The organism is Simplicispira sp. GW247-4R2A (assembly GCF_059424465.1).
On record NZ_JBWKZM010000007.1, the window covers coordinates 18827 to 41020 of the forward strand.

27 protein-coding genes are annotated in these 22194 nt (G+C 63.1%); 20 read left to right on the forward strand and 7 right to left on the reverse strand.

Annotation, left to right across the window (positions count from 1 at the left end; translation table 11 throughout):
• Positions 1–51 precede the first annotated feature (51 nt).
• The 4 genes from AC07ZH_RS06700 (at position 52) to mmsB (ending at position 4486) form a co-directional block, all read left to right on the forward strand.
• The gene (locus tag AC07ZH_RS06700) at positions 52–1575 is read left to right on the forward strand and encodes a CoA-acylating methylmalonate-semialdehyde dehydrogenase (RefSeq protein ID WP_495199070.1); all 1524 of its coding nucleotides are present in this window, start codon (positions 52–54) and stop codon (positions 1573–1575) included.
• Positions 1576–1817: 242 nt separating this feature from the next.
• Positions 1818–2984 (forward strand): acyl-CoA dehydrogenase family protein, encoded by a 1167-nt coding sequence (locus AC07ZH_RS06705; RefSeq protein ID WP_495199071.1) that lies wholly within the window; start codon positions 1818–1820, stop codon positions 2982–2984.
• Positions 2985–3058: 74 nt separating this feature from the next.
• A complete protein-coding gene (locus AC07ZH_RS06710) occupies positions 3059–3478 on the forward strand; it encodes a TfoX/Sxy family protein (protein WP_495199072.1) in 420 nt (139 codons plus the stop codon).
• A 111-nt stretch (positions 3479–3589) separates the two neighbouring features.
• Positions 3590–4486, forward strand: coding sequence for a 3-hydroxyisobutyrate dehydrogenase (gene mmsB / locus AC07ZH_RS06715; protein ID WP_495199073.1), 897 nt, complete (start codon positions 3590–3592; stop codon positions 4484–4486).
• 174 nt (positions 4487–4660) lie between these two features.
• Here the strand turns inward: mmsB and AC07ZH_RS06720 are convergent, their stop codons facing one another.
• Entirely contained in the window at positions 4661–5353 is a 693-nt protein-coding gene (locus AC07ZH_RS06720) for an ATPase (protein ID WP_495199074.1), read from the reverse strand.
• The gene (locus AC07ZH_RS06725) at positions 5354–5701 is read right to left on the reverse strand and encodes a type II toxin-antitoxin system prevent-host-death family antitoxin (RefSeq protein WP_119107767.1); all 348 of its coding nucleotides are present in this window, start codon (positions 5699–5701) and stop codon (positions 5354–5356) included.
• Between the two features lie 603 nt (positions 5702–6304).
• On the opposite strand from AC07ZH_RS06725, the gene AC07ZH_RS06730 reads away from it, so the two are divergent.
• The 5 genes from AC07ZH_RS06730 (at position 6305) to map (ending at position 9412) form a co-directional block, all read left to right on the forward strand.
• On the forward strand, positions 6305–7093 hold the full coding sequence (locus AC07ZH_RS06730) for a hypothetical protein (RefSeq protein WP_495199075.1): 789 nt from the start codon (positions 6305–6307) through the stop codon (positions 7091–7093).
• 143 nt (positions 7094–7236) lie between these two features.
• Positions 7237–7410 carry a DUF1010 domain-containing protein gene (locus AC07ZH_RS06735; RefSeq protein ID WP_495199076.1) on the forward strand — a complete coding sequence of 58 codons (174 nt, stop codon included), beginning with the start codon at positions 7237–7239 and terminating at the stop codon, positions 7408–7410.
• Between the two features lie 34 nt (positions 7411–7444).
• A complete protein-coding gene (locus AC07ZH_RS06740) occupies positions 7445–7876 on the forward strand; it encodes a DUF1801 domain-containing protein (RefSeq protein ID WP_495199077.1) in 432 nt (143 codons plus the stop codon).
• Between the two features lie 216 nt (positions 7877–8092).
• Positions 8093–8524, forward strand: coding sequence for a hypothetical protein (locus AC07ZH_RS06745; RefSeq protein ID WP_495199078.1), 432 nt, complete (start codon positions 8093–8095; stop codon positions 8522–8524).
• 141 nt (positions 8525–8665) lie between these two features.
• A complete protein-coding gene (gene map, locus AC07ZH_RS06750; RefSeq protein WP_119107772.1) occupies positions 8666–9412 on the forward strand; it encodes a type I methionyl aminopeptidase in 747 nt (248 codons plus the stop codon).
• A gap of 73 nt (positions 9413–9485) precedes the next feature.
• Here the strand turns inward: map and AC07ZH_RS06755 are convergent, their stop codons facing one another.
• Together AC07ZH_RS06755 and icd are read right to left on the reverse strand one after the other, a co-directional pair.
• Positions 9486–10010, reverse strand: coding sequence for a DUF7482 domain-containing protein (locus AC07ZH_RS06755; RefSeq protein ID WP_495199079.1), 525 nt, complete (start codon positions 10008–10010; stop codon positions 9486–9488).
• Positions 10011–10112: 102 nt separating this feature from the next.
• On the reverse strand, positions 10113–11372 hold the full coding sequence (icd, locus tag AC07ZH_RS06760) for an NADP-dependent isocitrate dehydrogenase (RefSeq protein ID WP_495199080.1): 1260 nt from the start codon (positions 11370–11372) through the stop codon (positions 10113–10115).
• Here icd and AC07ZH_RS06765 point away from each other — a divergent pair.
• Both AC07ZH_RS06765 and AC07ZH_RS06770 read left to right on the forward strand, forming a co-directional pair.
• Positions 11371–11796, forward strand: coding sequence for a hypothetical protein (locus AC07ZH_RS06765; RefSeq protein WP_495199081.1), 426 nt, complete (start codon positions 11371–11373; stop codon positions 11794–11796). The two genes, icd and AC07ZH_RS06765, sit on opposite strands and share 2 nt — an antisense overlap.
• 124 nt (positions 11797–11920) lie before the next feature.
• Positions 11921–12400 carry a DUF192 domain-containing protein gene (locus AC07ZH_RS06770; RefSeq protein ID WP_495199082.1) on the forward strand — a complete coding sequence of 160 codons (480 nt, stop codon included), beginning with the start codon at positions 11921–11923 and terminating at the stop codon, positions 12398–12400.
• 121 nt (positions 12401–12521) lie between these two features.
• Here AC07ZH_RS06770 and AC07ZH_RS06775 read toward each other — a convergent pair whose 3' ends face one another.
• On the reverse strand, positions 12522–13103 hold the full coding sequence (locus AC07ZH_RS06775) for a superoxide dismutase (protein ID WP_119107791.1): 582 nt from the start codon (positions 13101–13103) through the stop codon (positions 12522–12524).
• 141 nt (positions 13104–13244) lie between these two features.
• Positions 13245–14555 carry an exodeoxyribonuclease VII large subunit gene (gene xseA / locus AC07ZH_RS06780; protein WP_495199083.1) on the reverse strand — a complete coding sequence of 437 codons (1311 nt, stop codon included), beginning with the start codon at positions 14553–14555 and terminating at the stop codon, positions 13245–13247.
• A 352-nt stretch (positions 14556–14907) separates the two neighbouring features.
• Here xseA and AC07ZH_RS06785 point away from each other — a divergent pair, with 352 nt between their 5' ends.
• The 6 genes from AC07ZH_RS06785 to adk all read left to right on the forward strand — a co-directional run bounded on the left by AC07ZH_RS06785 (position 14908) and on the right by adk (position 18873).
• Positions 14908–15540, forward strand: a complete 633-nt coding sequence (locus AC07ZH_RS06785) for a MotA/TolQ/ExbB proton channel family protein (protein WP_119107793.1) — start codon at positions 14908–14910, stop codon at positions 15538–15540.
• A gap of 60 nt (positions 15541–15600) precedes the next feature.
• Positions 15601–16035, forward strand: coding sequence for an ExbD/TolR family protein (locus AC07ZH_RS06790; protein WP_119107794.1), 435 nt, complete (start codon positions 15601–15603; stop codon positions 16033–16035).
• 1 nt (position 16036) lies between these two features.
• Positions 16037–17035 (forward strand): tetraacyldisaccharide 4'-kinase, encoded by a 999-nt coding sequence (gene lpxK / locus AC07ZH_RS06795; protein ID WP_495199084.1) that lies wholly within the window; start codon positions 16037–16039, stop codon positions 17033–17035.
• A gap of 29 nt (positions 17036–17064) precedes the next feature.
• The gene (locus AC07ZH_RS06800; protein WP_119107796.1) at positions 17065–17247 is read left to right on the forward strand and encodes a Trm112 family protein; all 183 of its coding nucleotides are present in this window, start codon (positions 17065–17067) and stop codon (positions 17245–17247) included.
• A 2-nt stretch (positions 17248–17249) separates the two neighbouring features.
• Complete coding sequence (kdsB, locus tag AC07ZH_RS06805) at positions 17250–18092, forward strand: 3-deoxy-manno-octulosonate cytidylyltransferase (RefSeq protein WP_495199085.1); 843 nt, start codon at positions 17250–17252, stop codon at positions 18090–18092.
• Between the two features lie 124 nt (positions 18093–18216).
• Complete coding sequence (adk, locus tag AC07ZH_RS06810; RefSeq protein WP_495199086.1) at positions 18217–18873, forward strand: adenylate kinase; 657 nt, start codon at positions 18217–18219, stop codon at positions 18871–18873.
• 90 nt (positions 18874–18963) lie between these two features.
• Here the strand turns inward: adk and AC07ZH_RS06815 are convergent, their stop codons facing one another.
• Entirely contained in the window at positions 18964–19920 is a 957-nt protein-coding gene (locus tag AC07ZH_RS06815; protein WP_495199087.1) for an asparaginase, read from the reverse strand.
• 68 nt (positions 19921–19988) lie between these two features.
• On the opposite strand from AC07ZH_RS06815, the gene lexA reads away from it, so the two are divergent.
• The 3 genes from lexA (at position 19989) to AC07ZH_RS06830 (ending at position 22180) form a co-directional block, all read left to right on the forward strand.
• Positions 19989–20663 (forward strand): transcriptional repressor LexA, encoded by a 675-nt coding sequence (gene lexA, locus AC07ZH_RS06820; protein ID WP_119107799.1) that lies wholly within the window; start codon positions 19989–19991, stop codon positions 20661–20663.
• 329 nt (positions 20664–20992) lie between these two features.
• Complete coding sequence (locus tag AC07ZH_RS06825; protein ID WP_495199088.1) at positions 20993–21133, forward strand: hypothetical protein; 141 nt, start codon at positions 20993–20995, stop codon at positions 21131–21133.
• A gap of 39 nt (positions 21134–21172) precedes the next feature.
• Positions 21173–22180 (forward strand): D-2-hydroxyacid dehydrogenase family protein, encoded by a 1008-nt coding sequence (locus tag AC07ZH_RS06830; RefSeq protein WP_495199089.1) that lies wholly within the window; start codon positions 21173–21175, stop codon positions 22178–22180.
• Positions 22181–22194: the final 14 nt, after the last annotated feature.

Sequence of the window (22194 nt, forward strand, 5' to 3'; positions counted from 1 at the left end):
TGTGCACTGTTGCCAGTGTCGCTGCCCTGCCCTCTTTATTGGAGACTCCCCATGAACGCACCCACTCCCGTCGCCGCCCTGGCCCCCACCGTCAAGCTGCTCATTGGCGGCAAGTTCGTCGAATCGAAAACCACCGAATGGCGCAACGTGGTGAACCCCGCCACACAGGAAGTGCTGGCCCGCGTGCCCTTTGCCACTGCGGACGAAATCGACGCGGCCATCGCCTCGGCCAAGGAAGCCTTCAAGACCTGGAAGAAGACCTCCATCGGCGCCCGCGCACGCATCTTCCTCAAGTACCAGCAGCTCATCCGCGAACACATGGCCGAGCTGGCCGCGCTGCTCACCGCCGAGCAAGGCAAGACTCTGCCCGACGCCGAAGGCGACGTGTTCCGCGGCCTCGAAGTGGTCGAGCACGCTGCCAGCATTGGCAACCTGCAACTCGGCGAGCTGGCCAACAACGTGGCCGGCGGTGTCGATACCTACACCCTGCTGCAGCCACTGGGCGTGTGCGCCGGCATCACGCCCTTCAACTTCCCCGCGATGATTCCGCTGTGGATGTTCCCCATGGCGATTGCCACCGGCAACACCTTCGTGCTCAAGCCTTCCGAGCAAGACCCCATGGTCACCATGCGCCTGGTCGAACTCGCCATGGAAGCCGGCATCCCTGCCGGCGTGCTGAACGTGATTCACGGCGGCGAAATGGCCGTGAACGCGCTGTGCGACCACAAGGACATCAAGGCCGTCTCGTTCGTCGGCTCGACCAAGGTGGGCACGCATGTCTACCACCGCGCCACCCTGGCCGGCAAGCGTGCGCAATGCATGATGGGCGCGAAGAACCACGCCATCATCCTGCCCGACGCCAACAAGGACCAAACCTTGAACGCCCTGGCCGGTGCCGCCTTCGGCGCTGCCGGCCAGCGCTGCATGGCGCTGTCGGTGGTGGTTCTGGTGGGCGAGGCGCAAAAGTGGATTCCCGAGCTGGTCGAAAAAACCAAGACGCTCAAGGTCAACGCCGGCACCGAAAAAGGCACCGACGTCGGCCCGCTGATCTCCTGCGCCGCGCTCTCGCGCGTGGAAGGCCTGATCGAGCGCGGCATTGCCGAGGGCGCCAAGCTGGAGCTCGACGGCCGCAAGCCCACCGTGGCCGGCTTTGAGAAGGGCAACTTTGTCGGCCCGACCATCTTCTCGGGCGTGAAACCCGGCATGGCCATCTACGACCAGGAAGTGTTCGGCCCGGTGCTGGCCATCGTGGCAGCGGACGACCTCGACCAGGCCATCGAGTTCATCAACGCCAACCCCAACGGCAACGGCACCGCCATCTTCACGCAGTCGGGCGCCGCAGCGCGCAAGTTCCAGGAAGACATCGACGTCGGCCAGGTCGGCATCAACCTGCCGATTCCCGTGCCAGTCCCGCTGTTCTCGTTCACCGGTTCGCGCGCCTCCAAGCTCGGCGACCTGGGCCCCTACGGCAAGCAGGTGGTGATGTTCTACACGCAGACCAAGACGGTGACGCAGCGCTGGTTCGACGACAGCACCACGTCGCACGGCGTGAATACGACGATAAGTTTGAAGTAACCCCCCGAGCGGCTATGCCGCTCCCCCCTTCTCTCGCTTCGCGGGAAGGGGGGCGACGCCGGCGCGGCGGCGCGGCCAGCTTCGGCCCTGGCGCGTGGCCGCTGGAATTGGGCCGCGCTGAGTCGTACGCTGTACAGCTCGCGCCGCTCAGGCGAAATTTGAGTCAAATCAGGCTCTAGCGCTTATCCCGTAAGCGCTAGCAGCTACAAAAACAAAAGCAAAATACAGCAGGAGAACCGCCGATGGACTTTGAACTCAACGAAGACCAGCGCGCCTTTGCGCAGACGGCGCGCGATTTCGCGGTGGCCGAACTCGCGCCCCACGCCGCCGAGTGGGACGCCCAGGCCATCTTCCCCAAAGCCACCATCGCCAAAGCCGGCGAGCTGGGTTTCTGCGGCCTCTACGCGCCCGAATCGATTGGTGGTCTCGCCCTGCCGCGCCTCGACGCCACGCTGGTGTTCGAGGAAATGGCGGCGGTCGACCCATCGACGACCGCCTTCATCACCATCCACAACATGGCGACCTGGATGCTGGGCACCTGGGGCACAGAAGCCGTGCGCGAGCGCTGGGGCGCGCTGCTCACCAGCGGCGAAAAATTGGCCTCGTACTGCCTGACCGAACCCGGCGCCGGGTCGGACGCCGCATCGCTCAAGACCCGCGCCGAGCGCACCGACACGGGTTACCGCATCAACGGCGCCAAGGCCTTCATCTCCGGCGCCGGCGCCACCGACGTGCTGGTGCTGATGGCCCGCACGGGCGACGCAGCCAGCGGCGCGCGCGGCATCAGCGCCTTTGCCGTGCCGGCCGATGCCCCCGGCATCAGCTACGGCAAGAAGGAAGAAAAAATGGGCTGGAACAGCCAGCCCACGCGCACCATCAGCTTCGACAACGTCGAAATACCGCTTGAGAACCTGCTGGGCGCCGAGGGCGAGGGTTTCAAGATCGCCATGAAGGGGCTGGACGGCGGGCGCATCAACATCGCCACCTGCTCGGTGGGCGCCGCGCAAGGCGCGCTCACCCAGGCGCAAAGCTACCTGCACGAGCGCAAGCAGTTCGGCAAAACCCTGGCGAGCTTCCAGGCGCTCCAATTCAAGCTGGCCGACATGGCCACCGAACTGGTCGCCGCGCGGCAAATGGTGCGCCTGGCCGCCAGCAAACTCGACGCCAGCGCACCCGACGCCTCCACCTACTGCGCCATGGCCAAGCGCTTTGCCACCGACGCCGGCTTCATGGTCTGCAACGAAGCCCTGCAACTGCACGGCGGCTACGGCTACATCCGCGAATACCCGCTCGAGCGCCTGCTGCGCGACAGCCGCGTGCACCAGATTCTGGAAGGCACGAACGAAATCATGCGGGTCATCATTGCGCGGCGCATGCTGGATGGCGATGCGCCGGACGCGATTCGCTAGCGAATCTATAGCTGCTACCGCATAGCCCGCAAGCGTGAACGGCCATTTTTCCTATTAATCCGCCGCTACCCACCATGCCCGCCCGCCCCATAGCCGACGAAACCCTGCGGCTCATCGCCGCCGTGCGGGACGCGCTGGCCGAGCACTTGGGGGCAGAGGCCGTGGTGGACGAGCGCACGCTCTTCGGCGGCCATGCCTTCATGGTCCATGAGAAGCTGTGTATCGCCGTGAAAGGCGAAGACCTGCTGGTGCGCCTGCCGCCCGCCGAGCACGAAGCCACGGCCGAAACGCCCGGCCTGCGCGAACTGGACCCGCGCGGCGGCATGCGCGGCTACTTCTGGGTCGAGCCCGACGCCTACGCCACCCGCGCCCAGTGGCAGCGCTGGATTGGCGCCGCCCTCGCCTTCAACCCGCAGGCCAAGGCATCGCCCCGGCGGCACAAGGCGCCCGCTGCATCCGGCCTGGAAGTGCGGCGAAGGACCAACGGGCCTTAGCCCAAAAATTCCAAGCCTTTTAGGCCTCTACCGCTTATCCCATAAGCGCAGACAGCTATCAAAAGCAAAGCAAACCTTCTACCCACCATCACCCCACCAGGAGACAACACCATGCACATCGCATTCATCGGCCTCGGCAACATGGGCGGCCCCATGGCCCTCAACCTGCAAAAAGCCGGCCACGACGTCCGCGCCTTTGACCTCTCCAAACCCGCCTGCGACAAGCTCGCCGCAGACGGCCTGAAGATCGCGCAGGATGCCACCGCCGCCGTGCAGGGCGCCGAAGTCGTCATCAGCATGCTGCCCGCCAGCCAGCACGTCGAGGGCCTGTTCCTGGGCCGTGACGGCCAAGCCGGCCTGCTGGGCGCAATCGCCAAGGGCGCGCTCGTCATCGACAGCTCGACGATTGCCGCCGCCACCAGCCAGAAGGTCGCCAAGGCGGCTGAAGCCGCCGGCATCGCCTTCATCGACGCGCCCGTCTCCGGCGGCACCGGCGGCGCGATTGCCGGCACCCTCACCTTCATGGTCGGCGGCAGCGAAGCGAACCTGGAGCGCGCCCGCCCCCTGCTGGAAAAAATGGGCGCCAACATCTTCCACGCTGGCGCCGTGGGCGCCGGCCAGACCGCCAAGATCTGCAACAACATGCTGCTCGGCATCCTGATGGCCGGCACCAGCGAGGCCATCGCCCTGGGCGTCGCCAACGGCCTGGACCCCAAAGTCCTCTCGGAAATCATGCGCCGCAGCTCGGGCGGCAACTGGGCGCTGGAGAAGTACAACCCCTTCCCTGGCGTGCACGAAAACGCGCCCGCCAGCAAAGGCTACGCGGGCGGCTTCGGCACCGACCTGATGCTCAAGGACCTGGGATTGGCACAGGAAAACGCCACGGCCATGAAGGCCAGCACGCCACTGGGCGGCCTGGCACGCTCGATTTATGCGGCGCACAGCCTGGCGGGGCATGGCGGCGAAGACTTTTCCAGCGTGATCAAGATGGTGCAGAAGAAGGGGTAATGGGCGGGGCTGCAACGCCTGGCGTTTTGGCAGGCGCACGGCAGCATCTCCCCGTCGCAGGGCTTGGGGTCGCCTTTGCTGGAGTCCCAGCGCCCCTGGCGGTCGGGACAGCGAACGCGCAAGCACAGGCAGCGTGCGCCGCACGGAGAAGCCCGCGACGGCCCCTGACGCTCTTTACAAGGCCGGCCCTGCCTGGCGCTCGATGGCGGCTTGGACCATCGGTTGCGCCCATTCAGGCGTTGCCTTCAAGGCCTGGGCGTCGCTCGGCTCGGGAAACAGCAACTCGCCCCGCAACGTTTCCATCACCAGCACCGGCTCCGGGATGTCCTGCCCGGCCGCCACCTGCGCGCTGTTGTCGAATACCTGCAGCCGGGCGAGCTGCGGCATGAGTTTGAGCAGGTTGAGGCGGGACGAAACCCAGCGCTGCCGAATCTTCGCTTCGGCAATAGCGTGCCCGCCGCTGGCAACACGCGCTTGCACGCGCTGCAGGTGCAGCTGCACCGACTGCAGGCCGCAAAAAATCATCAGGATGTCGTGCGTACCGGCCGCCCGGGCAAGCATGGCCGCAATGGTCTTGCCGCCCAGCGTGGTCTCAAAGGCACAGTTGGTGCCGTTCGTTATCGCCGCCTCCAGTTGAGAGCGGCCAAACTCCCAGGCGCGGGCGTTGGCCTCGTGCACGTTCAGACCCAACTGCACCACCAGCTCTCGCGCAAAGCTGTCGGGGTTGAACCAGCTCAAGCCATGTTCGGCCAGCAGCGCGCCACCCACCGAACTCTTGCCCGCACCATTGACGCCAGCCAGTACCAGGATGAAAGGCCTGGCGCCAAGTCGAGCACCCGCATCCCCATCCGCTTCCGCTTCCGCCATCTAAAACGTGGCCCCTGCCTTGGGCCGCTGGGCGCTCTTGCCTCTGGCATCGAACAACCCCGCCACCTGCTGCTGCGCGCCAGGCGCCTGCAGCACGGCGAGCCGCGCATTGAACCGCCCCGTCAGGTCTTCCAGCACCGACTGCTCGCGCGCTTTGAGGGCCAGCATGTCGGTGGTCAATTGCCGATAGGTGGCAGCATCCACCAGCACCATCTCCACCGCCGAATGGCTCGTAATGGCCACGCTGCCCACCTCCCGCACCTGGCGCACCACGTCTCCCCATTTGTTCTTCACTTGCGAAGCGCTTTGGCGGGGAAGGCTGTCGAGTTCAAGCAGTGCGGTGGTCATGGGCGGCTCCTGGTCAAGTGTCTGAGGCCATTGTGCCAAGAATAGATATATTGGCTATTGTAGACATTTTTCGCATATGAACCGACCGCTCAGGCCAGAAATCACGCGGCGCGGTCCCGACGGCAACTGGGCGCCGGAGAAGTACCACCCTTCCCTGGCGTGGACGAAAGCGCCCGGCAGACAACGTCTGCACTCGCGGGTTTGGCACCACCCTGATGCTCAAAGACCTGGGATTGGCGCAGGAAAACGCCACGGCCATGAAAGCCAGTACGCCGCCGGGTGGGCGCTGGTTGGGCGCTGACGCGCGCGATTTATGCGGCGCACAGCAACTCCGGCCACGGCGGGGGGAGACATTTCGAGCGGGATCAAGATGCTGCACAAGAAGAGGCGATCTACGGGCTATCGCCCTTTTCCAACGCTACTCGGACGCGGTAGCATTCGATTATCGCGCCCGCTTTTCTTTTTTGATCTGGCGTTTTTTAGGTTTGTCTAATTGGTCGTTTTTACGATGTCAGGAGCGAAATGCGATGCGGAGATTTTTTATTGGACCGATAGCAGCCTGGGCTGCTGTCGTCTAAATCTAGTTAGCCTTTTGGATTAAGTATGACGGCGTCTCAAGAGGAAACCGATCCGCACCTGCAAGCCAACGCACTCTTCTATGAGAAGGCAGACACAGCTATTCGTGAGCTATTTGAACTCGCCAAATCCAAGAATGAGCTTCATTTTGCTCTTTCCTTGGCGCCCGAGTTTAGAGGGTGCCAGGGCCCTGGCTGGAGTACTGCTGACGATGCTCATGCAGCATTTGGCGAGTATCTTCAGTACCTCAACGATGGTCCATTTACCGCGTTAAAGGCTAGAGTGGCCTTGGCTTTCTACTGTCATCTTTCAGAGGCGAGCGGCTTCTATGAGATACCCAAGAACATGTTACGCGTCGCAGAGGGCGAAACATACAACCTTTGGCCCTTCCAGAAGCTGGTGAAGCGCCACAAGGTGTCTGGAGCGATCGTTGCGCCGAATGCAAACAAGGTGCTTCGTGATCTGGCGGGGCACTCAAAGGATCTTGGCCTTAGCTCGTTGGCCGAAGTGTTTCGTGATGCATTCGACCCGGATCTTAGGAATGGCTACGCCCATGCTGATTACATCGTGTGGGACGACGGGATTCGATTAAGGAAGAGAAACGGCGGACATCCCAAGCTTGTGAGCTGGCCGGAATTTAATGCGCATTTCCAACGCGGCATCAACTTCTTTTACCTGTTAGGCCAGCTTGTCCAAGAGTACATGCATTCGTACCATCCTGCAAAGCAGGTTCGCGGGCAACTTGCAGATGAGCCGGAAGGCATATGGACGATCCACTCAGATCCGGAGCGGAAGTCCTTCAGCATCTCCGGCTGATATGGCGTCTCACCAGAGAGGCTAACAACTCATTCAAGCCCATGAATATTCAAAACCCATTCACCTTTGCAAGCGCATTTGTGCCGGGTTTTTGGCGTTCCACCTGACTTCGCCTGCATTCGCTGCGCCAGTTTCAAGCTTTTTTGGCCTCCAGAGCTTGTACAGTAAGCGCTACCGGCTATTATTTTTGCGGCGCTGCGCCGCTTCTGTGGCGCTGCGCTTTTTCTTGGGTCGCGCCCATCGTCAAGTCAGGGCGCTCCCTTTTGGCCTTCGGGTCTAACTGTTCGTCGCAGCCGACCGGCTTCGCCGTCGGCTGAACTCAGGGCGTTAACCCTCACAGGAGAGAGTATTGTGTCTCCAAGTAAAAACCTCCCGAAATCGCACGAAGATTCACCTTCCAAGCGCATCGACAAGAAGCTCAAGGAGCTTGGTGATTGGCGGGGCAGTACCCTTGCTCACGTTCGTGCCCTCATCCATCAAGCTGATCCTGACGTTGTAGAGGAAGTGAAATGGGTAAAGCCGTCCAATCCTGCCGGCGTTCCGGTCTGGTCGCACGACGGAATCATTTGCACCGGTGAGACGTACAAGGACAAGGTCAAACTGACCTTCGCTCAAGGTGCCTCGCTAAAAGATCCATTCAAACTCTTCAACGCCAGCTTAGAGGCAGGCACCAGACGTGCCATCGACATTTTTGACGGCAACGTTCTTAACGATTCAGCGTTCGAAAGTCTTATCAAGAGTGCGGTGTCTTTCAATAAATCAAGCCACAGGCGTGAGGGCTAACAAGTCGCATATGGACTTCCCTGCAAGGGCAAGAAACCGATGGGTGTTTTGGCTGTTGGGGAATCGCCTGCAATCGGCTATCCCGCATCTAAGGTTGGTTCTGTCGCAGTCCGTGCCAGCACGAAATCTGCGGGACCGGCACGCAAACGCAGCAAGCGGCGTAGGTGAACGCAAGCTGTTTTCTTTTCCGATTCGTTCAACCCCGCACAAATTGCCATGCCCGTCTCTGGAGCCCAAGCCCTCACCATTGGCGGTTCGCTCAGCGCAGCCGCTGCATTGGCGCATGCCGCGTGCGTCGTCGTGGGCGCACCAGCCTACCGGTTCATGGGCGCCGGCGAGAAAATGGCGCGCGCCGCCGAGGCGCGCAAGCTCCAGCCGATGCTCGTCACGCTTGCGATCACTGGCGTTCTGTTCGTTTGGGCGGCCTACGCATTTTCAGGCGCTGGCGCCATCGGCCGCCTTCCGTTCACCAAACTGGCGCTCAGCGCCATTTGTGCCGTGTACCTGGGCCGGGCGGTGGCGTTCCCCCTGCTCAAGCCGGCGTTCCCCGAGAACTCGCCAACCTTCTGGCTGGTTTCATCTGGCATTTGCCTTGCCATCGGGCTGCTGCATCTCTATGGCCTCATCGCGCAGTGGTCGGCTCTGTGAGGCGGCGCTGCGGTGTGCGGACATCTTCGCTTGACTTTCCGCACAGGGCGTTCTGACCGGCCATTGTGAGGCGCGGCTTACCGAGGGCGTTGCGCCTACCATTACAGTCAACGCCGCATCCAATCAATCGCCCCTAGACCCATGACCATCGAAACCCAAGACGACATCGTCGCACTCCAACGCATTGGCAAAATTGTCTCAATGACCCTGCAGCACATGCTCGACGCCGCAGAACCCGGCATGACGACCCGCGAGCTTGACCGGCTCGGCGAGCGGCTGCTGGAAGAGCATGGCGCGCGGTCCGCGCCGAAGCTCACCTACGACTTCCCGGGCTACACCTGCATCAGCATCAATGAGGAAGCGGCCCACGGCATTCCGGGCGACCGGGTCATCAGGGCGGGGGATGTGTTGAATGTCGATGTGTCGGCGGAGCTGGGCGGGTACTTCGCCGACACGGGTGGAACGGTGGTGGTGCCGCCGACCACGGCGCAAAAGACGCGTTTGTGCCATGCGACCCGTATGGCGCTGGCCGAGGCCATGAAGGGCGCCCGGGCGGGGCAGCCCATCAACCGCATTGGTGCCGCCATCGAGCGCACGGCAAAGGCCTATGGCTTCAAGGTCATCGAGAACCTGGGCAGCCACGGCGTGGGCCGCGCGCTGCACGAGGAGCCTGAGCACATCGCGGGCTACTTTGACCCTTCCGACACGCGCCTTCTGCATGAGGGCATGGTGATCACCATCGAGCCCTTCCTCTCGACCAAGAGCCGCATCGTTGACGAAATGTCCGATGGCTGGACGCTGGTGGGCGCCCGCGGCAACCTGTCAGCGCAGTACGAGCACACGATGGTCATCACCAAGGGCGCTCCCATCGTGGTCACGCAGCACTGACTGCGGACAAAATCCCGCCGACAAATGGCCTGGCGGGTTTCTTGGGCGGTCGGTGCGGCGGGCTTTCTCCGCTTCAGCGCACGCCCCGCAGCGCGCTGCCATCGGCCGCCCGCGTCACCGGGCAGTTTGCCACCACGTTGGTCGGCTCCAGCGCCACCTCGCCGAGTTCCTCTGCGGCCAGCAGTTCTTCTTCGGATTTCAGCACGCGGCCGTTGGCAGGTTTTTTCCAGTGCACCATCACCATGCGCCACAAGGGGCTGTAGGCCGACACGGCGTTGGCATCACCCGCCGGCAGCGGAGCCGACTGGAAGATGCTGGCTTGCTCGCCGCCGGGAAACTTGTAAACCCGCTCCAGCACCGATGCGCGCCCGGTGATGCCCACGGCGCCGGCCAAGCGCGGCGCGTAGTTGGCGCCAGCGGCCTTGGCCATGGCGGCGTCGGAAATATCGGTGGTCACGTATTCCACGGTGCGCCCATCCACCCAAGCTCGCTTGAGAGGCAGCACGGTTTCGGTTCTGCTGGCATTGAAGCTGTGGCTGGCGCAGCCGGCGAGCATGGAAGCCGCGAGCACAGCGGTTGCCGTGGCTGAAGTTTTCATCTGGCCTGACTCCTTTTTCCACCCATTCCAGCAAAAAAAATCCCCGCTCCATGGTGGGCGGGGATAGGCTTCAAGGCGCTCTGGCGACGCCCTGAGACGCACTCACATGTGGTCGATCATGACCTGGCCAAAGCCCGAGCAGCTCACCTGCGTGGCGCCGTCCATCAAACGGGCGAAGTCGTAGGTGACTTTCTTGCTGGCAATCGACTTCTTCATCGAGCTGATGATGAGGTCGGCCGCTTCCACCCAGCCCATGTGGCGCAGCATCATTTCGGCCGAGAGGATTTCGGAACCGGGGTTCACGTAGTCCTTGCCGGCGTACTTGGGCGCCGTGCCGTGCGTGGCTTCGAACATGGCAATGGTGTCCGACAGGTTGGCGCCGGGGGCAATGCCGATGCCGCCGACTTGCGCGGCCAGGGCGTCAGACACATAGTCGCCGTTGAGGTTGAGCGTGGCGATCACGCTGTACTCGGCCGGGCGCAGCAGGATTTGCTGCAGGAAGGCGTCGGCGATGCTGTCCTTGACGGTGATTTCCTTGCCCGTCTTGGGGTTCTTGAACTTCATCCAGGGGCCGCCGTCAATCAGCTCGGCGCCGAATTCCTTGGCGGCCAGGCCGTAGGACCAGTCGCGGAAGCCCCCTTCGGTGAACTTCATGATGTTGCCCTTGTGCACGATGGTGACGCTGGGCTTGTCGTTGTCGATGGCGTACTGGATGGCCTTGCGCACCAGGCGCTCGGTGCCTTCGCGCGAGACGGGCTTGATGCCGATGCCCGACGTGGCGGGGAAGCGGATCTTCGTGACACCGAAGTCGTCCTGCAAAATCTTGATGAGCCGCTTGGCCTTGTCGGATTCGGCTTCGAATTCGATGCCGGCGTAGATGTCTTCCGAGTTCTCGCGGAAGATGACCATGTTGGTCTTTTGTGGTTCTTTCACGGGCGAGGGCACGCCGTCAAAGTACTGGATGGGGCGCAGGCAGACGTACAGGTCAAGCTCCTGGCGCAGGGCCACGTTCAGCGAGCGGATGCCGCCGCCCACGGGCGTGGTGAGGGGCCCCTTGATGGACACCACATAGTCTTTGATGGCCGCCAGGGTTTCTTCGGGCAGCCACACGTCAGGGCCATAAATCTTGGTGGATTTCTCGCCAGCAAAGACTTCCATCCAGTGAATCTTCTTTTTGCCGCCGTAGGCCTTGGCCACAGCTGCGTCGACCACCTTGATCATGACCGGTGTGATATCGGCGCCAGTGCCGTCGCCTTCGATGAACGGAATAATCGGTTGGTCTGGCACATTCAATGACATGTCGGCATTGACGGTGATTTTCTGGCCTTCGGCGGGCACTTTGATGTGCTGGTAGGTGGTCATGGTCGCAAGACTCCGTTGGGGGCTGAAGGGCTTTCAGCAGGTTAGGCAAAACTCTCTAAACCTTTTAATTCTACCGACAAAAGATTTTGCAAATCCCTGTCAACGGCCCGGCCCGAGCGCCGTTGTGGACTGGCTTGGCAAGCTTTGCAAAGCATCAAAACAACCGGCGTTTCCCTTTTTCTGGAAAGTTCCTATGAACAAACTTCTTGCCACCCTTGCAGCAACTCTTTTCGTGTTCTCTGCCCAAGCCCAGACCGCCGCCCCCGCAGCACCGGCACCTGCCGCAGCGCCCATGGCTGCTGCAGCTCCTGAGGCAGCACCCGCACCCCAAGCAATGAAGGCCACCAAGACGCACAAAGCGGCCAAATCCCACAAGAAGACCGCCAAGAAAAAGGCCCACAAGGCTGCGGCAAAGGCCGCTTGATTGGATTTCCAGGCGACCTCGGCGGTGCTGCTCGCCACCCCGCCTGATGTATGAAAATGGCCCGCTTCGTGCGGGCCTTTTTTTGCCTGTATCGCAACCGTTTCACCGTTTTCTCGGAGTGTTCATGACTGGGCTTTCTCTGGCTCCCCGTTTTTCGCTGCCGCTTGTGCTGGCGGCGCTGCTGGCACCCTTGGCCAGCGTGCAGGCCCAGGAGGCACCGCAGATGGATTTGCCGCGTACCGAACTCTCGGCCGGGATGTACCGCATCGATGCCCAGGTCGCGCAGACACCCAGCGAGCGCCAGATCGGGTTGATGCAGCGCCAGTCCATGCCGCCTCAGGAAGGCATGTTGTTCATCTTCGAGCGAGCCGGTGTTCAGTGTTTCTGGATGAAGAACACCTTGCTGCCGCTGACCGCTGCCTTTGTTGCCGACGACGGCACCGTGGTGAACCTGGCCGATATGCAGCCGGAGACCACCGATTCGCATTGCAGCGCCAAACCCGTGCGTTACGTGCTGGAAATGAACCAGGGCTGGTTCAAGGCGCGCAATGTCAAAGCGGGGTTCAAGCTTTCGGGCGCAGTGTTTGCCGCAGCCAAACGCTGACCAAATACCGAGGCAGCCTTCAAAAAGAAGAGCTACAGACGCTTATCCAGCCTGCGCAAAGTCCATTAATTAAGCAAAAAAAGCGGCCCCGAGGGGCCGCTTTTCATTGGAGCAACGCGGATCAGGCGAAGTTCGACTCGGCGAACTTCCAGTTCACCAGGTGTTCGAGGTACGCCTCAAGGAATTTCGGCCGCGCATTGCGGTAGTCGATGTAGTAGGCGTGCTCCCAGACGTCCACGGTCAACAGCGCCTTGTCGGCCGTCGTCAAGGGCGTGCCAGCGGCGCCGGTGTTGACGATGTCCACGCTGCCGTCGGGCTTCTTCACGAGCCAGGTCCAGCCCGAGCCGAAGTTGCCGGCAGCCGACTTGACAAAGGCTTCCTTGAACGCGGCATACGAGCCAAACTTGGCGTCAATGGCCGCGGCGAGCGCGCCGGATGGTGCACCGCCGCCAGCCGGCTTCATGCAGTTCCAGAAAAACGTGTGGTTCCAGATCTGCGCGGCGTTGTTGTAGATGCCACCGGTGGCGCTCTTGACGATCTGCTCCAGCGGCATGCTGGCGTATTCGGTGCCTTCCTGCAGCTTGTTCAGGTTGTCCACATAGGCCTTGTGGTGCTTGCCGTGGTGGTACTCCAGGGTTTCCTGGCTGTAATGGGGTGCCAGCGCGTCGATGGCGTAAGGCAGAGGGGGAAGCTGGTGTTGCATGGGGAAACTCCTTTGGAATGGCTTGTTGTGGGCGCGCAGGCCAGCCGCGCGGGCTTCAACAGGCATTCTAGGAAGAACGCGCCGAAGCTGCTCGCTGCGGGGCCATGGCCCCACCGCTGCAGGGCGAAACCCGGTCTTGTCCTACAACAGCCGCGGCGGCACCACCGTCAGGTCAAGCGAGCCATCGGCCAAGCGCGCGCGCAAGGCGGTGGCGGGCGGCGCCTGGCGCACGCTGCGCACCAACTCTCCAGACGGGGTTTGCAACAGGGCGTAGCCACGCTGCAGCACCAGTGCCGGGTCCAGCAGTTGCAGGCGCAGGGCCGCGGTGGCCAGGCGCTGCTGATGCGCCCCCAGCGCAGACCTTAATTTTTGAGGGAAATCGGCCTCTAGCGATTTTACTATCTGCGTTTCATGCTGCAATTTCAATAGCATTGCATGCTGCAGCCGCTGTGCAAGCCGCACCAGGCCAAGCTGCTCGCGCTGCGCAATCTGCGAGGGCCGTCCCAGGCGGGCGGCGGCCTGGTCCAGGCGCAGGTGGCGCTGGTCAATCTGGCGCTCCAGCGCTTCGGTGAGGCGCTGCTGCAACAACGCAAGCGCAGCCAGCCAGGTGTCGCGCGGCGCCGACACCAGTTCGGCTGCGGCCGTTGGTGTGGGCGCGCGCAGGTCGGCGCAGAAGTCGGCGATGCTGAAATCGGTCTCGTGGCCCACCCCGCAGACCAGCGGCACCGGGCTTTGCACCACGGTGCGTGCCAGTGCCTCGTCGTTGAAGGCCCAGAGATCTTCCAGTGAACCGCCGCCGCGCACCAGCAGAATGACGTCGATGGGCACGGCGCCAGCTTCGGGCGGCGCGGCAGCCCGGGCGTAGAGCTGCTCCAGCGCGCGCACCAGCGACTGCGGTGCCTGCGCGCCCTGCACCTGGGCCGGCACCAGCAGCACCGGAATGTGCGGTACGCGCCGGCGCAGCGCGCTGACGACGTCGTGCAGGGCGGCAGCCCCGAGCGAGGTGACCAGGCCAATGCCGCGCGGCGCGAGGGGCAGCGGCCGCTTGCGAGCGGCATCGAACAAGCCCTCTTTTTCCAGTTTTTCCTTCAGACGAAGAAACTGCTCGAACAAGGCCCCCTGGCCGGCGCGCTGCAGATGTTCGACCACCAGTTGCAGATCGCCACGCTGCTCGTAGACGCCCAGACGGCCGCGCAACTCTACACAGTCGCCGTCCTTGGGGCTGAAATCGAGCAGACTGGCAGCGCGGCGGAACATGGCGCAGCGGATCTGACCGCCAGCGTCCTTGAGGGAAAAATAGCAGTGGCCGCTGGAAGCGCGGGAAAACCCTGAAATCTCGCCGCGCACGGCCACCGGATTGAAGCGCGCCGCCAGGGCATCGCCCACCGCACGGCACAGGGCGCCTACGTCCCAAATGCGTTCGCCGCCAGGGACCAGCGCTTGCTCAAACATGAGCGTGAAAACACGTGCTGGCGTGGCCTGCGCGCACTTGCTGCAGCGCAGTACTCCACAGCGCAGGCGCAGCGAGCACGCGCCCTACAATTTTTGGGGGAAATCGCCAGAAACCAAGCAAATACGTACAAGTCATTGATTTTATTGGATTTTTTACTGCACAAAAAATCATCAAAGTGTTCTAATCACGTATTGGCGCCACATTGCAGGCCATTGGCACTGGCTTACCCACAAAGTTATCCACAGCTTCTGTGGGCGAATGGCGAGGCGCTGCACCGCACAAGCCAAAGCACGAATGGCGCAAAAAAGCTGGTCCATAATGCCCGCTTGCCCAATCCGCGCGGAGAGAGAATTGCTGTCCATCATACAAGCCGCAGGCTGGCCCATCTGGCCTCTGGTCGCCTGCTCGATCCTCGCGCTGGCGCTCGTGATCGAGCGCTTCATTGCGCTGCAAACAGCCCGCGTGGCACCGCCCAAACTGCTTGATGAAGCCATTTCCGTCTCTTCCGTGAGCTTGCCCGGCCCCGACGTGGTGGCGCAACTGGCGCAAAACTCGGCCCAGGGCGAAGTGCTGGCGACGGGCTTGCGGGCGCTCAACAGCAACCCACGTTGCACAGAAACCGATTTGCGCGCCGCCATGGAAGGCGCTGGGCGGGTGGTGGCGCACCGGCTTGAAAAGTACCTCAGTGCGCTGGCTACCATTGCCTCGGCGGCGCCGCTGCTCGGCCTGCTGGGCACCGTCATCGGCATGATCGAGATTTTTGGCTCGCAAAGCCCGGGGTCCGTCAGTGGCGGGGGCAACCCGGCGCAGCTCGCACACGGGATTTCGGTGGCGCTCTACAACACCGCATTTGGCCTGATCGTGGCCATTCCTTCGCTGATCTTCTGGCGCTACTTCCGCGCCCGGGTAGACGCCTATCTGCTGACGCTTGAGCTCTCGGCCGAGCAGTTCTTGCGCCACTTGCTGCGCATGCAGAAGAAGTGACGCCATGGTGTGCAGCAAGCCAGTACCCTGGACGGCAGGCGTAAACCGGAGGTTCGCTCCATGAACTTCCGCTCCCGCGACCGGGAAGAGCCCGAGATCAACCTGATCCCCTTTATCGACGTGCTGCTGGTGATTCTCATCTTCATGATGCTGACCACCACCTACAGCAAGTTCACCGAGCTGCAGCTCACGCTGCCGGTGGCCGACGCCGAGCAGATGCGCGACCGCCCCAAGGAGATCATCGTCTCCGTGGCCGCCGACGGCCGCTATGCAGTCAACAAGAGCACTCTGGAAGGCCGCAGCGTGGACGACATGACCGCGGCCCTGCGCGCCGCCGCAACGGCCGGGCCGCAAAGCATCGTCATCATCAGCGCCGATGCCATGTCGCCGCACCAGTCCGTCATCACCGTGATGGAGGCCGCGCGCCGGGCAGGCCTCTCGCAGATCACCTTCGCCACGCAATCTGCCGCCAGCGCCGCTCCGGCGCAGCACTGACATGCAGCGCGTCTGGGCCCGCCGCGGTGCTGCGAGCCGGGCGCTGTGGCCCCTGTCGCTGCTCTACCGCGCCCTCGTTGCCCTGCGCCGGTACTTGTACCGCAGTGGCTGGCTGCACAGTACGCGGCTGCCCGTTCCCGTCATCGTCGTCGGTAACGTGGTGGCTGGCGGTGCGGGCAAGACGCCGGTGGTGATGGCGCTGGTGCAGCACCTGCAATCGCGCGGCATGCATCCGGGGGTGATCTCGCGCGGCTATGGCCGCCGCAGCCGAGGCGTGCACCATGTGCAGGCTGACAGCGCAGCCAGCGAAGTGGGCGACGAGCCCGCCCTGATCGCCCGCCGCTGTGCCGTGCCCGTCGTGGTGGCTGAGCAGCGCAGCGCTGCCGGAACAGCCCTGCTGGCGCGCCACCCCGACACCAATGTGATCGTCTGCGACGACGGCCTGCAGCACCTGGCGCTGGCGCGCGACCTGGAAATCTGTGTGTTTGGCACGCAAGGCGTGGGCAACGGCTGGCCGATGCCGGCGGGGCCGCTGCGCGAACCCTGGCCACGCGCGGTGGATTTCGTGGTGTATGCGGGAAGCCCGCCGCCCTCCTCTGGCGCCCTCTCCTTTCCCATTGAGCGCCAGTTGGGCGACGCGGCCATCACGGCCAATGGCCAGCGCGTGCCTTTGTCGAGTCTTGCAGGCGAGGCGCTGCTCGCCGTCGCCGGGACGGCCCGCCCGGAAGACTTTTTTGCCATGTTGCGCGCGCACGGTGTGCCGCTGCAGCAGACACTGGCACTGCCAGATCACTTTGATTTCAATAGCTGGAAACCTAATACAGACAAGCGCCAGAGGCTTATTTGCACCGAAAAAGATGCCGTGAAACTCTGGCCCCGCTTTCCCGACGCGCTGGCCGTGCCGCTGGAAGTGCGCCTGGACCCCGGATTTTTTGCCGCACTGGACAAGCGCCTGGCCCAACTGGGCTCGCTATCATCGTCCCTCCGGTCGCCCTCTTGACCACCACTTCGCTTTTGCCGCACGCCGCCATGGAACCCCGTCTGCTCGAACTGCTCGTCTGCCCCGTCACCAAGGGCCCGCTTACCTACGACCGTGAGCGACAGGAACTCGTCTCGCGCAGTGCCCGTCTGGCTTACCCGGTGCGCGACGGCATTCCCATCCTGCTGGAGGCCGAAGCGCGCACGCTCAGCGACGAGGAACTCGAGGCGTGAGCATGGCGCCCGAAACCTCTGCTGGAGTGAGCAGCGCGGCATTCCAGGGCGCAGCGCTGCGCTTTACCGTGCTGATCCCGGCGCGCATGGCGTCGAGCCGGCTGCCAGACAAACCCCTGGCCGACATCGCCGGCCTGCCCATGGTGGTCCGCGTAGCGCAGCGGGCCACGCAGAGCGGCGCATTGCGCACCGTGGTGGCGGCCGACGACGCACGCATCCTGCGCGCCTGCACCGAGCACGGCGTCGAGGCCATTGCCACGCGCGCCGACCACGCCAGCGGCAGCGACCGCCTGGCGGAGGCCTGCGCAACGCTGGGACTGGAGGGCGACGACCTGGTCGTCAACGTCCAAGGCGACGAACCGCTGATGGACCCGCAGCTGGTGCACTCGGTCGCTGCCATGCTGGCTTCCCAGCCTGCTGCCAGCATGGCGACCGCCGCCCACGCCATCGCTTCGCTGGAGGATTTTCACAACCCCAACGTCGTCAAACTGGTGCTGGATGCCCACGGCTGCGCGAGCTATTTCAGCCGCGCGCCCATCCCTTGCGCACGCGACTTGCGCGGTACCGAGTGGTGGAGCGGCGCGGCAGAGCGGGCGCAGCCACGCGTGGGCAGCCTGGCGGGATTCACGCCACTGCGCCACATCGGCATCTACAGCTACCGGGCCGCCTTCCTGCGCAGCTTTCCCACGCTTGCACAAGCCCCTACCGAGGCCATTGAACAACTGGAGCAACTGCGCGCCCTCTGGCACGGCCACCGCATTGCGGTGCACCTGGCAGAGCAGGCACCCGGCCAAGGCGTGGACACGCCTGAAGACCTGGAGCGCGTGCGCGCCCTTTTTGCCTGAGTCGGCCCCGTAAGCAAGAGCGCGGGAAGCGCGTGCTATCCTCGTTTGCTGACGTGCACGCTGGCAGAGGGACAAAGGAACGACGTGTGCAAAGTCACCCGCTAACACCAACCAAGAGGACCCCATGAAACTCATATTGCTGGGCGCCCCCGGTGCCGGAAAGGGCACACAGGCCGCGTTCATCTGCCAAAAGTACGCCATTCCGCAAATTTCGACTGGCGACATGCTGCGCGCCGCTGTCAAGGCTGGCACGCCGCTGGGTCTCAAGGCCAAGGCCGTCATGGATTCTGGCGCCCTGGTGAGCGATGACATCATCATTGGCCTGGTGAAAGAGCGCATCGCCCAGGCCGATTGCGCCAATGGGTTCCTGTTTGACGGCTTTCCCCGCACCATCGTACAGGCCGACGCCATGAAGGACGCGGGCGTCAAGCTCGACTATGTGCTGGAAATCGACGTTCCGTTTGACGCCATCATCGAACGCATGAGCGGGCGCCGCTCGCACTCTGCCAGCGGCCGCACCTACCACGTCAAATTCAATCCCCCCAAGGTGGCCGACACCGACGACGAGACGGGTGAGCCACTCATTCAGCGCGAGGACGACAAGGAAGACACGGTCAAGAAGCGCCTGGAGGTCTACAGCGCCCAGACGCGGCCGCTGGTCGACTACTACGCTGGCTGGGCCGAACGCGACTCGGCCAGCGCCCCCAAATACCGCTCCATCAGCGGCACCGGCAGCGTGGAAGACATCACCGCCCGCGCGCTCCAGGCACTGGCCAACTGACGCCGCCGACCCCGGCAGCGCCAGCAGACAAAGCGCCCAGCAATGGGCGCTTTTTTTTTGCGTCGCCCGTCGCCAGAAGCTGTACGCAGCTCACTGGGCCTGCATCAGCTCCAGCATCAGCGAAATGCGCGCCTTCACCGGCGAAAGCCCACCAGTCAGTGGCAAGCCATGGCCAGGCGTGCCTACGATCTGGCCAAACGGGCAACGGCTCCCCACACGCACCAGCACCCCCGCTTGCTGCGCCCGCTGCAAAGCGGCCTCAAGTCGGTAGTGCAAGCTTCCATTGCCCGTCGCTGCGACCACCAGGCCGCGCACACCTGCCCGCACCAGCGCATCCACCTGTGCTCCAGTGGCGCCCGCATGGCTGAGCACGATTTCTACCCATGGCCAGGCAGCACCCTCCTGCGGCACGGAAAAAGCGGACCTGTCCACGTTCCCGGCACTGGGCCAAGAGTGTGTCAGGCGCAGGTGACCTTCTTCCATCCAGCCCACCGGCCCGGCATCGCCTGAACCAAAAGCGTCCACCCGGTAAGGGTGAAGCTTTTGCACATGACGCGGCGAATGCACCGCGCCGGCACACACCACACTCACCCCCGCAGTGCGCGCCTGGCAGGCCAGCGCCAACGCATCGCGCAGGTTCTGCGGACCATCAGGCGAGAGCGCCGTAGCAGGCCGCATGGCACAGGTCAACACCACAGGCTTGCGCGCCTCCAAGGTGCAGGCCAGGAACCAGGCCGTCTCCTCCAAGGTGTCCGTCCCATGCGTAATGACAATGCCGTGAATCGCCTCATCCGCGAGGTGCACCACACACCTGCGGTGCAACGCGGTCCAGAGCTCGAAATCGACATTTTTGCTGTCAATCTGCGCCACTTGCTCTGCGTCCAGGTCCATTTCCGGCGGCAAGGCAAGGTGCCCAAGCCCCCCCAGCAAGGCCTGCACTGACCGTTCACCCGCCTGGTAGCCAACGTTGTCACCAGGCTGCACAGCGCTCCCAGCAATCGTGCCGCCAGTACCCAACACCATGATTTTTTGTCTCGCCACTTGCATCTCCCGAAAAACTGTTTAAAAATACAGGTACTGAAGCTTCATACAGGCCTGCTTTGCGCAGTACGACCATGTTCAACGGCCCCCGTCTTACCCCCAGACAGCAACAAATTCTGGATCTGATCCAGACTGCCATTGCGCAATCCGGCGCGCCCCCAACGCGTGCCGAAATTGCCACAGCCCTGGGCTTCAAGTCGGCCAACGCGGCAGAAGAGCATCTTCAGGCGCTGGCTCGCAAAGGCGTTATCGAACTGATCAGCGGCACGTCGCGCGGCATCCGGCTGCGCAGCGAGGCGGTACGCAACATCAACGCCGCGCGCGGCACCCAATTCAGCCTTCCCATTCCCGGACTCACCCAGCTTGCGCTGCCCCTGGTAGGGCGCGTGGCGGCAGGCTCTCCCATTCTCGCGCAGGAACACATCGAACAGACCTGGTGCGTCGAGAGCAGCCTGTTCGAGCACAAACCCGACTACTTGCTCAAGGTGCGCGGCATGTCCATGCGCGACGTGGGCATCATGGATGGCGATCTGCTCGCGGTTCGGCAAACACGCGAGGCACGCAACGGCCAGATCATCGTGGCCCGCATCGGTGACGAGGTAACCGTCAAGCGCCTGCGGCGCACGGCACACGCAATTGAGTTGCTGCCCGAGAACCCGGACTTTCCCGTCATCGTCGTCCAGCCAGGTGAGCCCTTCGAGATTGAAGGCCTGGCTGTCGGCCTGATCCGCAACACCATGTTGAACTGACCCTTTTCTATGCGCCGCAGGTGGCGGGCGCTTGGCGGGGCAGGAGCCTCACCATCCCTGCGATGCATAGCTACGTCAATCCTGCCTGTGTTCATCCATTTTCATGGGAGCTTCACATGCACAGTCTTCTGGCTCGCGCCTCACAACTGACTTTGTCCTTTTTTTCTGCGCGCCAATGGCTCGGCACAGCCGAGCGCCACATGCCCGCACGTCCCCGTCCCGCACACGATTCCCCGCACACGCGTGGTTTCACCCCCAACCATAGAACCGGATGTGCAGCGCAATCCGAGCAGCCGCCCGAGAGACATGCATGCAGCGCTGCGTCAGGCATGCTGAAAACTCACCCGGCGCGACCCGTGCGCGTACTGCGCATGCGTGAGGGCACTACAGAGCGGCTGGCCATCGTGGGCCGCATGGCCGACGTATGTGCGGAACTTGACCGCCTGGCTGCGCACGAACGCCTTTGTTGACGAGAAGGCAAGGGGAAGTCTGCAAGGCACAATCGGGCGATGAATATCGTGATTCTCGACGACTATCAGGATGCGGTTCGCAAACTCCACTGCGCCGCCCGCCTCGATGCCCACTCCGCCAAGGTGTACACCAACACCGTCAAGGGCGTTGGTCAGCTGTCAGTGCGACTGAAAGATGCGGACATCATTGTCCTGATCCGCGAACGCACGCACATCACACGCCAGCTGGTCGAGAAACTTCCCCGCCTGAAAATGATTGCGCAGACCGGCAAGGTCGGCAGCCATATCGACATAGGGTCCTGCACGGAGCACGGCATTGCAATCTCCGAAGGCGTCGGGTCTCCCGTGGCGCCAGCCGAGCTCACTTGGGGACTGGTACTCGCGGCCATGCGCCGCCTGCCGCAGTACATCTCCAACCTCAAGCACGGCGCCTGGCAGCAGTCAGGACTCAAGGCTGCCTCCATGCCGGCCAACTTCGGCGTTGGCAGCGTCCTGCGCGGCAAAACCCTGGGCATCTGGGGGTACGGTCGCATTGGTCAAATCGTGGCCGGATACGGCCGTGCCTTCGGGATGAACGTGCGCATCTGGGGCAGCGAGGCGTCACGTGCGCAAGCACTGACCGACGGCTACCAGGTGGCCATCACGCAGCAAGACTTCTTTTCCCAATGCGACGTTGTTTCACTGCATTTGCGGCTTACCCCGGAAACCCGCCACTTGATCACCCTCGAAACTCTGTCCTATATGAAGCCCACTGCTTTGCTGGTCAATACTTCACGGGCTGAATTGATTGAGGCCGATGCCCTGTTGGCAGCACTCAACCGGGGCCGTCCCGGCATGGCCGCGATCGATGTTTTCGAAAGCGAGCCCATTTTGCAAGGACACGCGCTGCTTCGCCTGGAAAACTGCATTTGCACACCCCACATCGGCTATGTGGAGCTGGACAATTACGAGCTGTATTTTGGCTCCGCTTTCGACAACGTGCTCAATTTCATACGCGGCACACCTACCAATATCGTCAACCCAGGAGCGCTTCAGGTTCGACGGTAACGCAAGCCCGTACG

Bases quoted from the DNA above. Each gene is read 5' to 3' on its own strand.
- AC07ZH_RS06700 (WP_495199070.1), top strand. From the start codon at position 52: ATGAACGCACCCACTCCCGTCGCCGCCCTGGCCCCCACCGTCAAGCTG.
- AC07ZH_RS06705 (WP_495199071.1), top strand. From the start codon at position 1,818: ATGGACTTTGAACTCAACGAAGACCAGCGCGCCTTTGCGCAGACGGCG.
- AC07ZH_RS06710 (WP_495199072.1), top strand. From the start codon at position 3,059: ATGCCCGCCCGCCCCATAGCCGACGAAACCCTGCGGCTCATCGCCGCC.
- mmsB (WP_495199073.1), top strand. From the start codon at position 3,590: ATGCACATCGCATTCATCGGCCTCGGCAACATGGGCGGCCCCATGGCC.
- AC07ZH_RS06720 (WP_495199074.1), bottom strand. From the start codon at position 5,353: ATGGCGGAAGCGGAAGCGGATGGGGATGCGGGTGCTCGACTTGGCGCC.
- AC07ZH_RS06725 (WP_119107767.1), bottom strand. From the start codon at position 5,701: ATGACCACCGCACTGCTTGAACTCGACAGCCTTCCCCGCCAAAGCGCT.
- AC07ZH_RS06730 (WP_495199075.1), top strand. From the start codon at position 6,305: ATGACGGCGTCTCAAGAGGAAACCGATCCGCACCTGCAAGCCAACGCA.
- AC07ZH_RS06745 (WP_495199078.1), top strand. From the start codon at position 8,093: ATGCCCGTCTCTGGAGCCCAAGCCCTCACCATTGGCGGTTCGCTCAGC.
- map (WP_119107772.1), top strand. From the start codon at position 8,666: ATGACCATCGAAACCCAAGACGACATCGTCGCACTCCAACGCATTGGC.
- AC07ZH_RS06755 (WP_495199079.1), bottom strand. From the start codon at position 10,010: ATGAAAACTTCAGCCACGGCAACCGCTGTGCTCGCGGCTTCCATGCTC.
- AC07ZH_RS06765 (WP_495199081.1), top strand. From the start codon at position 11,371: ATGGTCGCAAGACTCCGTTGGGGGCTGAAGGGCTTTCAGCAGGTTAGG.
- icd (WP_495199080.1), bottom strand. From the start codon at position 11,372: ATGACCACCTACCAGCACATCAAAGTGCCCGCCGAAGGCCAGAAAATC.
- AC07ZH_RS06770 (WP_495199082.1), top strand. From the start codon at position 11,921: ATGACTGGGCTTTCTCTGGCTCCCCGTTTTTCGCTGCCGCTTGTGCTG.
- AC07ZH_RS06775 (WP_119107791.1), bottom strand. From the start codon at position 13,103: ATGCAACACCAGCTTCCCCCTCTGCCTTACGCCATCGACGCGCTGGCA.
- xseA (WP_495199083.1), bottom strand. From the start codon at position 14,555: ATGTTTGAGCAAGCGCTGGTCCCTGGCGGCGAACGCATTTGGGACGTA.
- AC07ZH_RS06790 (WP_119107794.1), top strand. From the start codon at position 15,601: ATGAACTTCCGCTCCCGCGACCGGGAAGAGCCCGAGATCAACCTGATC.
- lpxK (WP_495199084.1), top strand. From the start codon at position 16,037: ATGCAGCGCGTCTGGGCCCGCCGCGGTGCTGCGAGCCGGGCGCTGTGG.
- AC07ZH_RS06800 (WP_119107796.1), top strand. From the start codon at position 17,065: ATGGAACCCCGTCTGCTCGAACTGCTCGTCTGCCCCGTCACCAAGGGC.
- kdsB (WP_495199085.1), top strand. From the start codon at position 17,250: ATGGCGCCCGAAACCTCTGCTGGAGTGAGCAGCGCGGCATTCCAGGGC.
- adk (WP_495199086.1), top strand. From the start codon at position 18,217: ATGAAACTCATATTGCTGGGCGCCCCCGGTGCCGGAAAGGGCACACAG.
- AC07ZH_RS06815 (WP_495199087.1), bottom strand. From the start codon at position 19,920: ATGCAAGTGGCGAGACAAAAAATCATGGTGTTGGGTACTGGCGGCACG.
- lexA (WP_119107799.1), top strand. From the start codon at position 19,989: ATGTTCAACGGCCCCCGTCTTACCCCCAGACAGCAACAAATTCTGGAT.
- AC07ZH_RS06825 (WP_495199088.1), top strand. From the start codon at position 20,993: ATGCTGAAAACTCACCCGGCGCGACCCGTGCGCGTACTGCGCATGCGT.
- AC07ZH_RS06830 (WP_495199089.1), top strand. From the start codon at position 21,173: ATGAATATCGTGATTCTCGACGACTATCAGGATGCGGTTCGCAAACTC.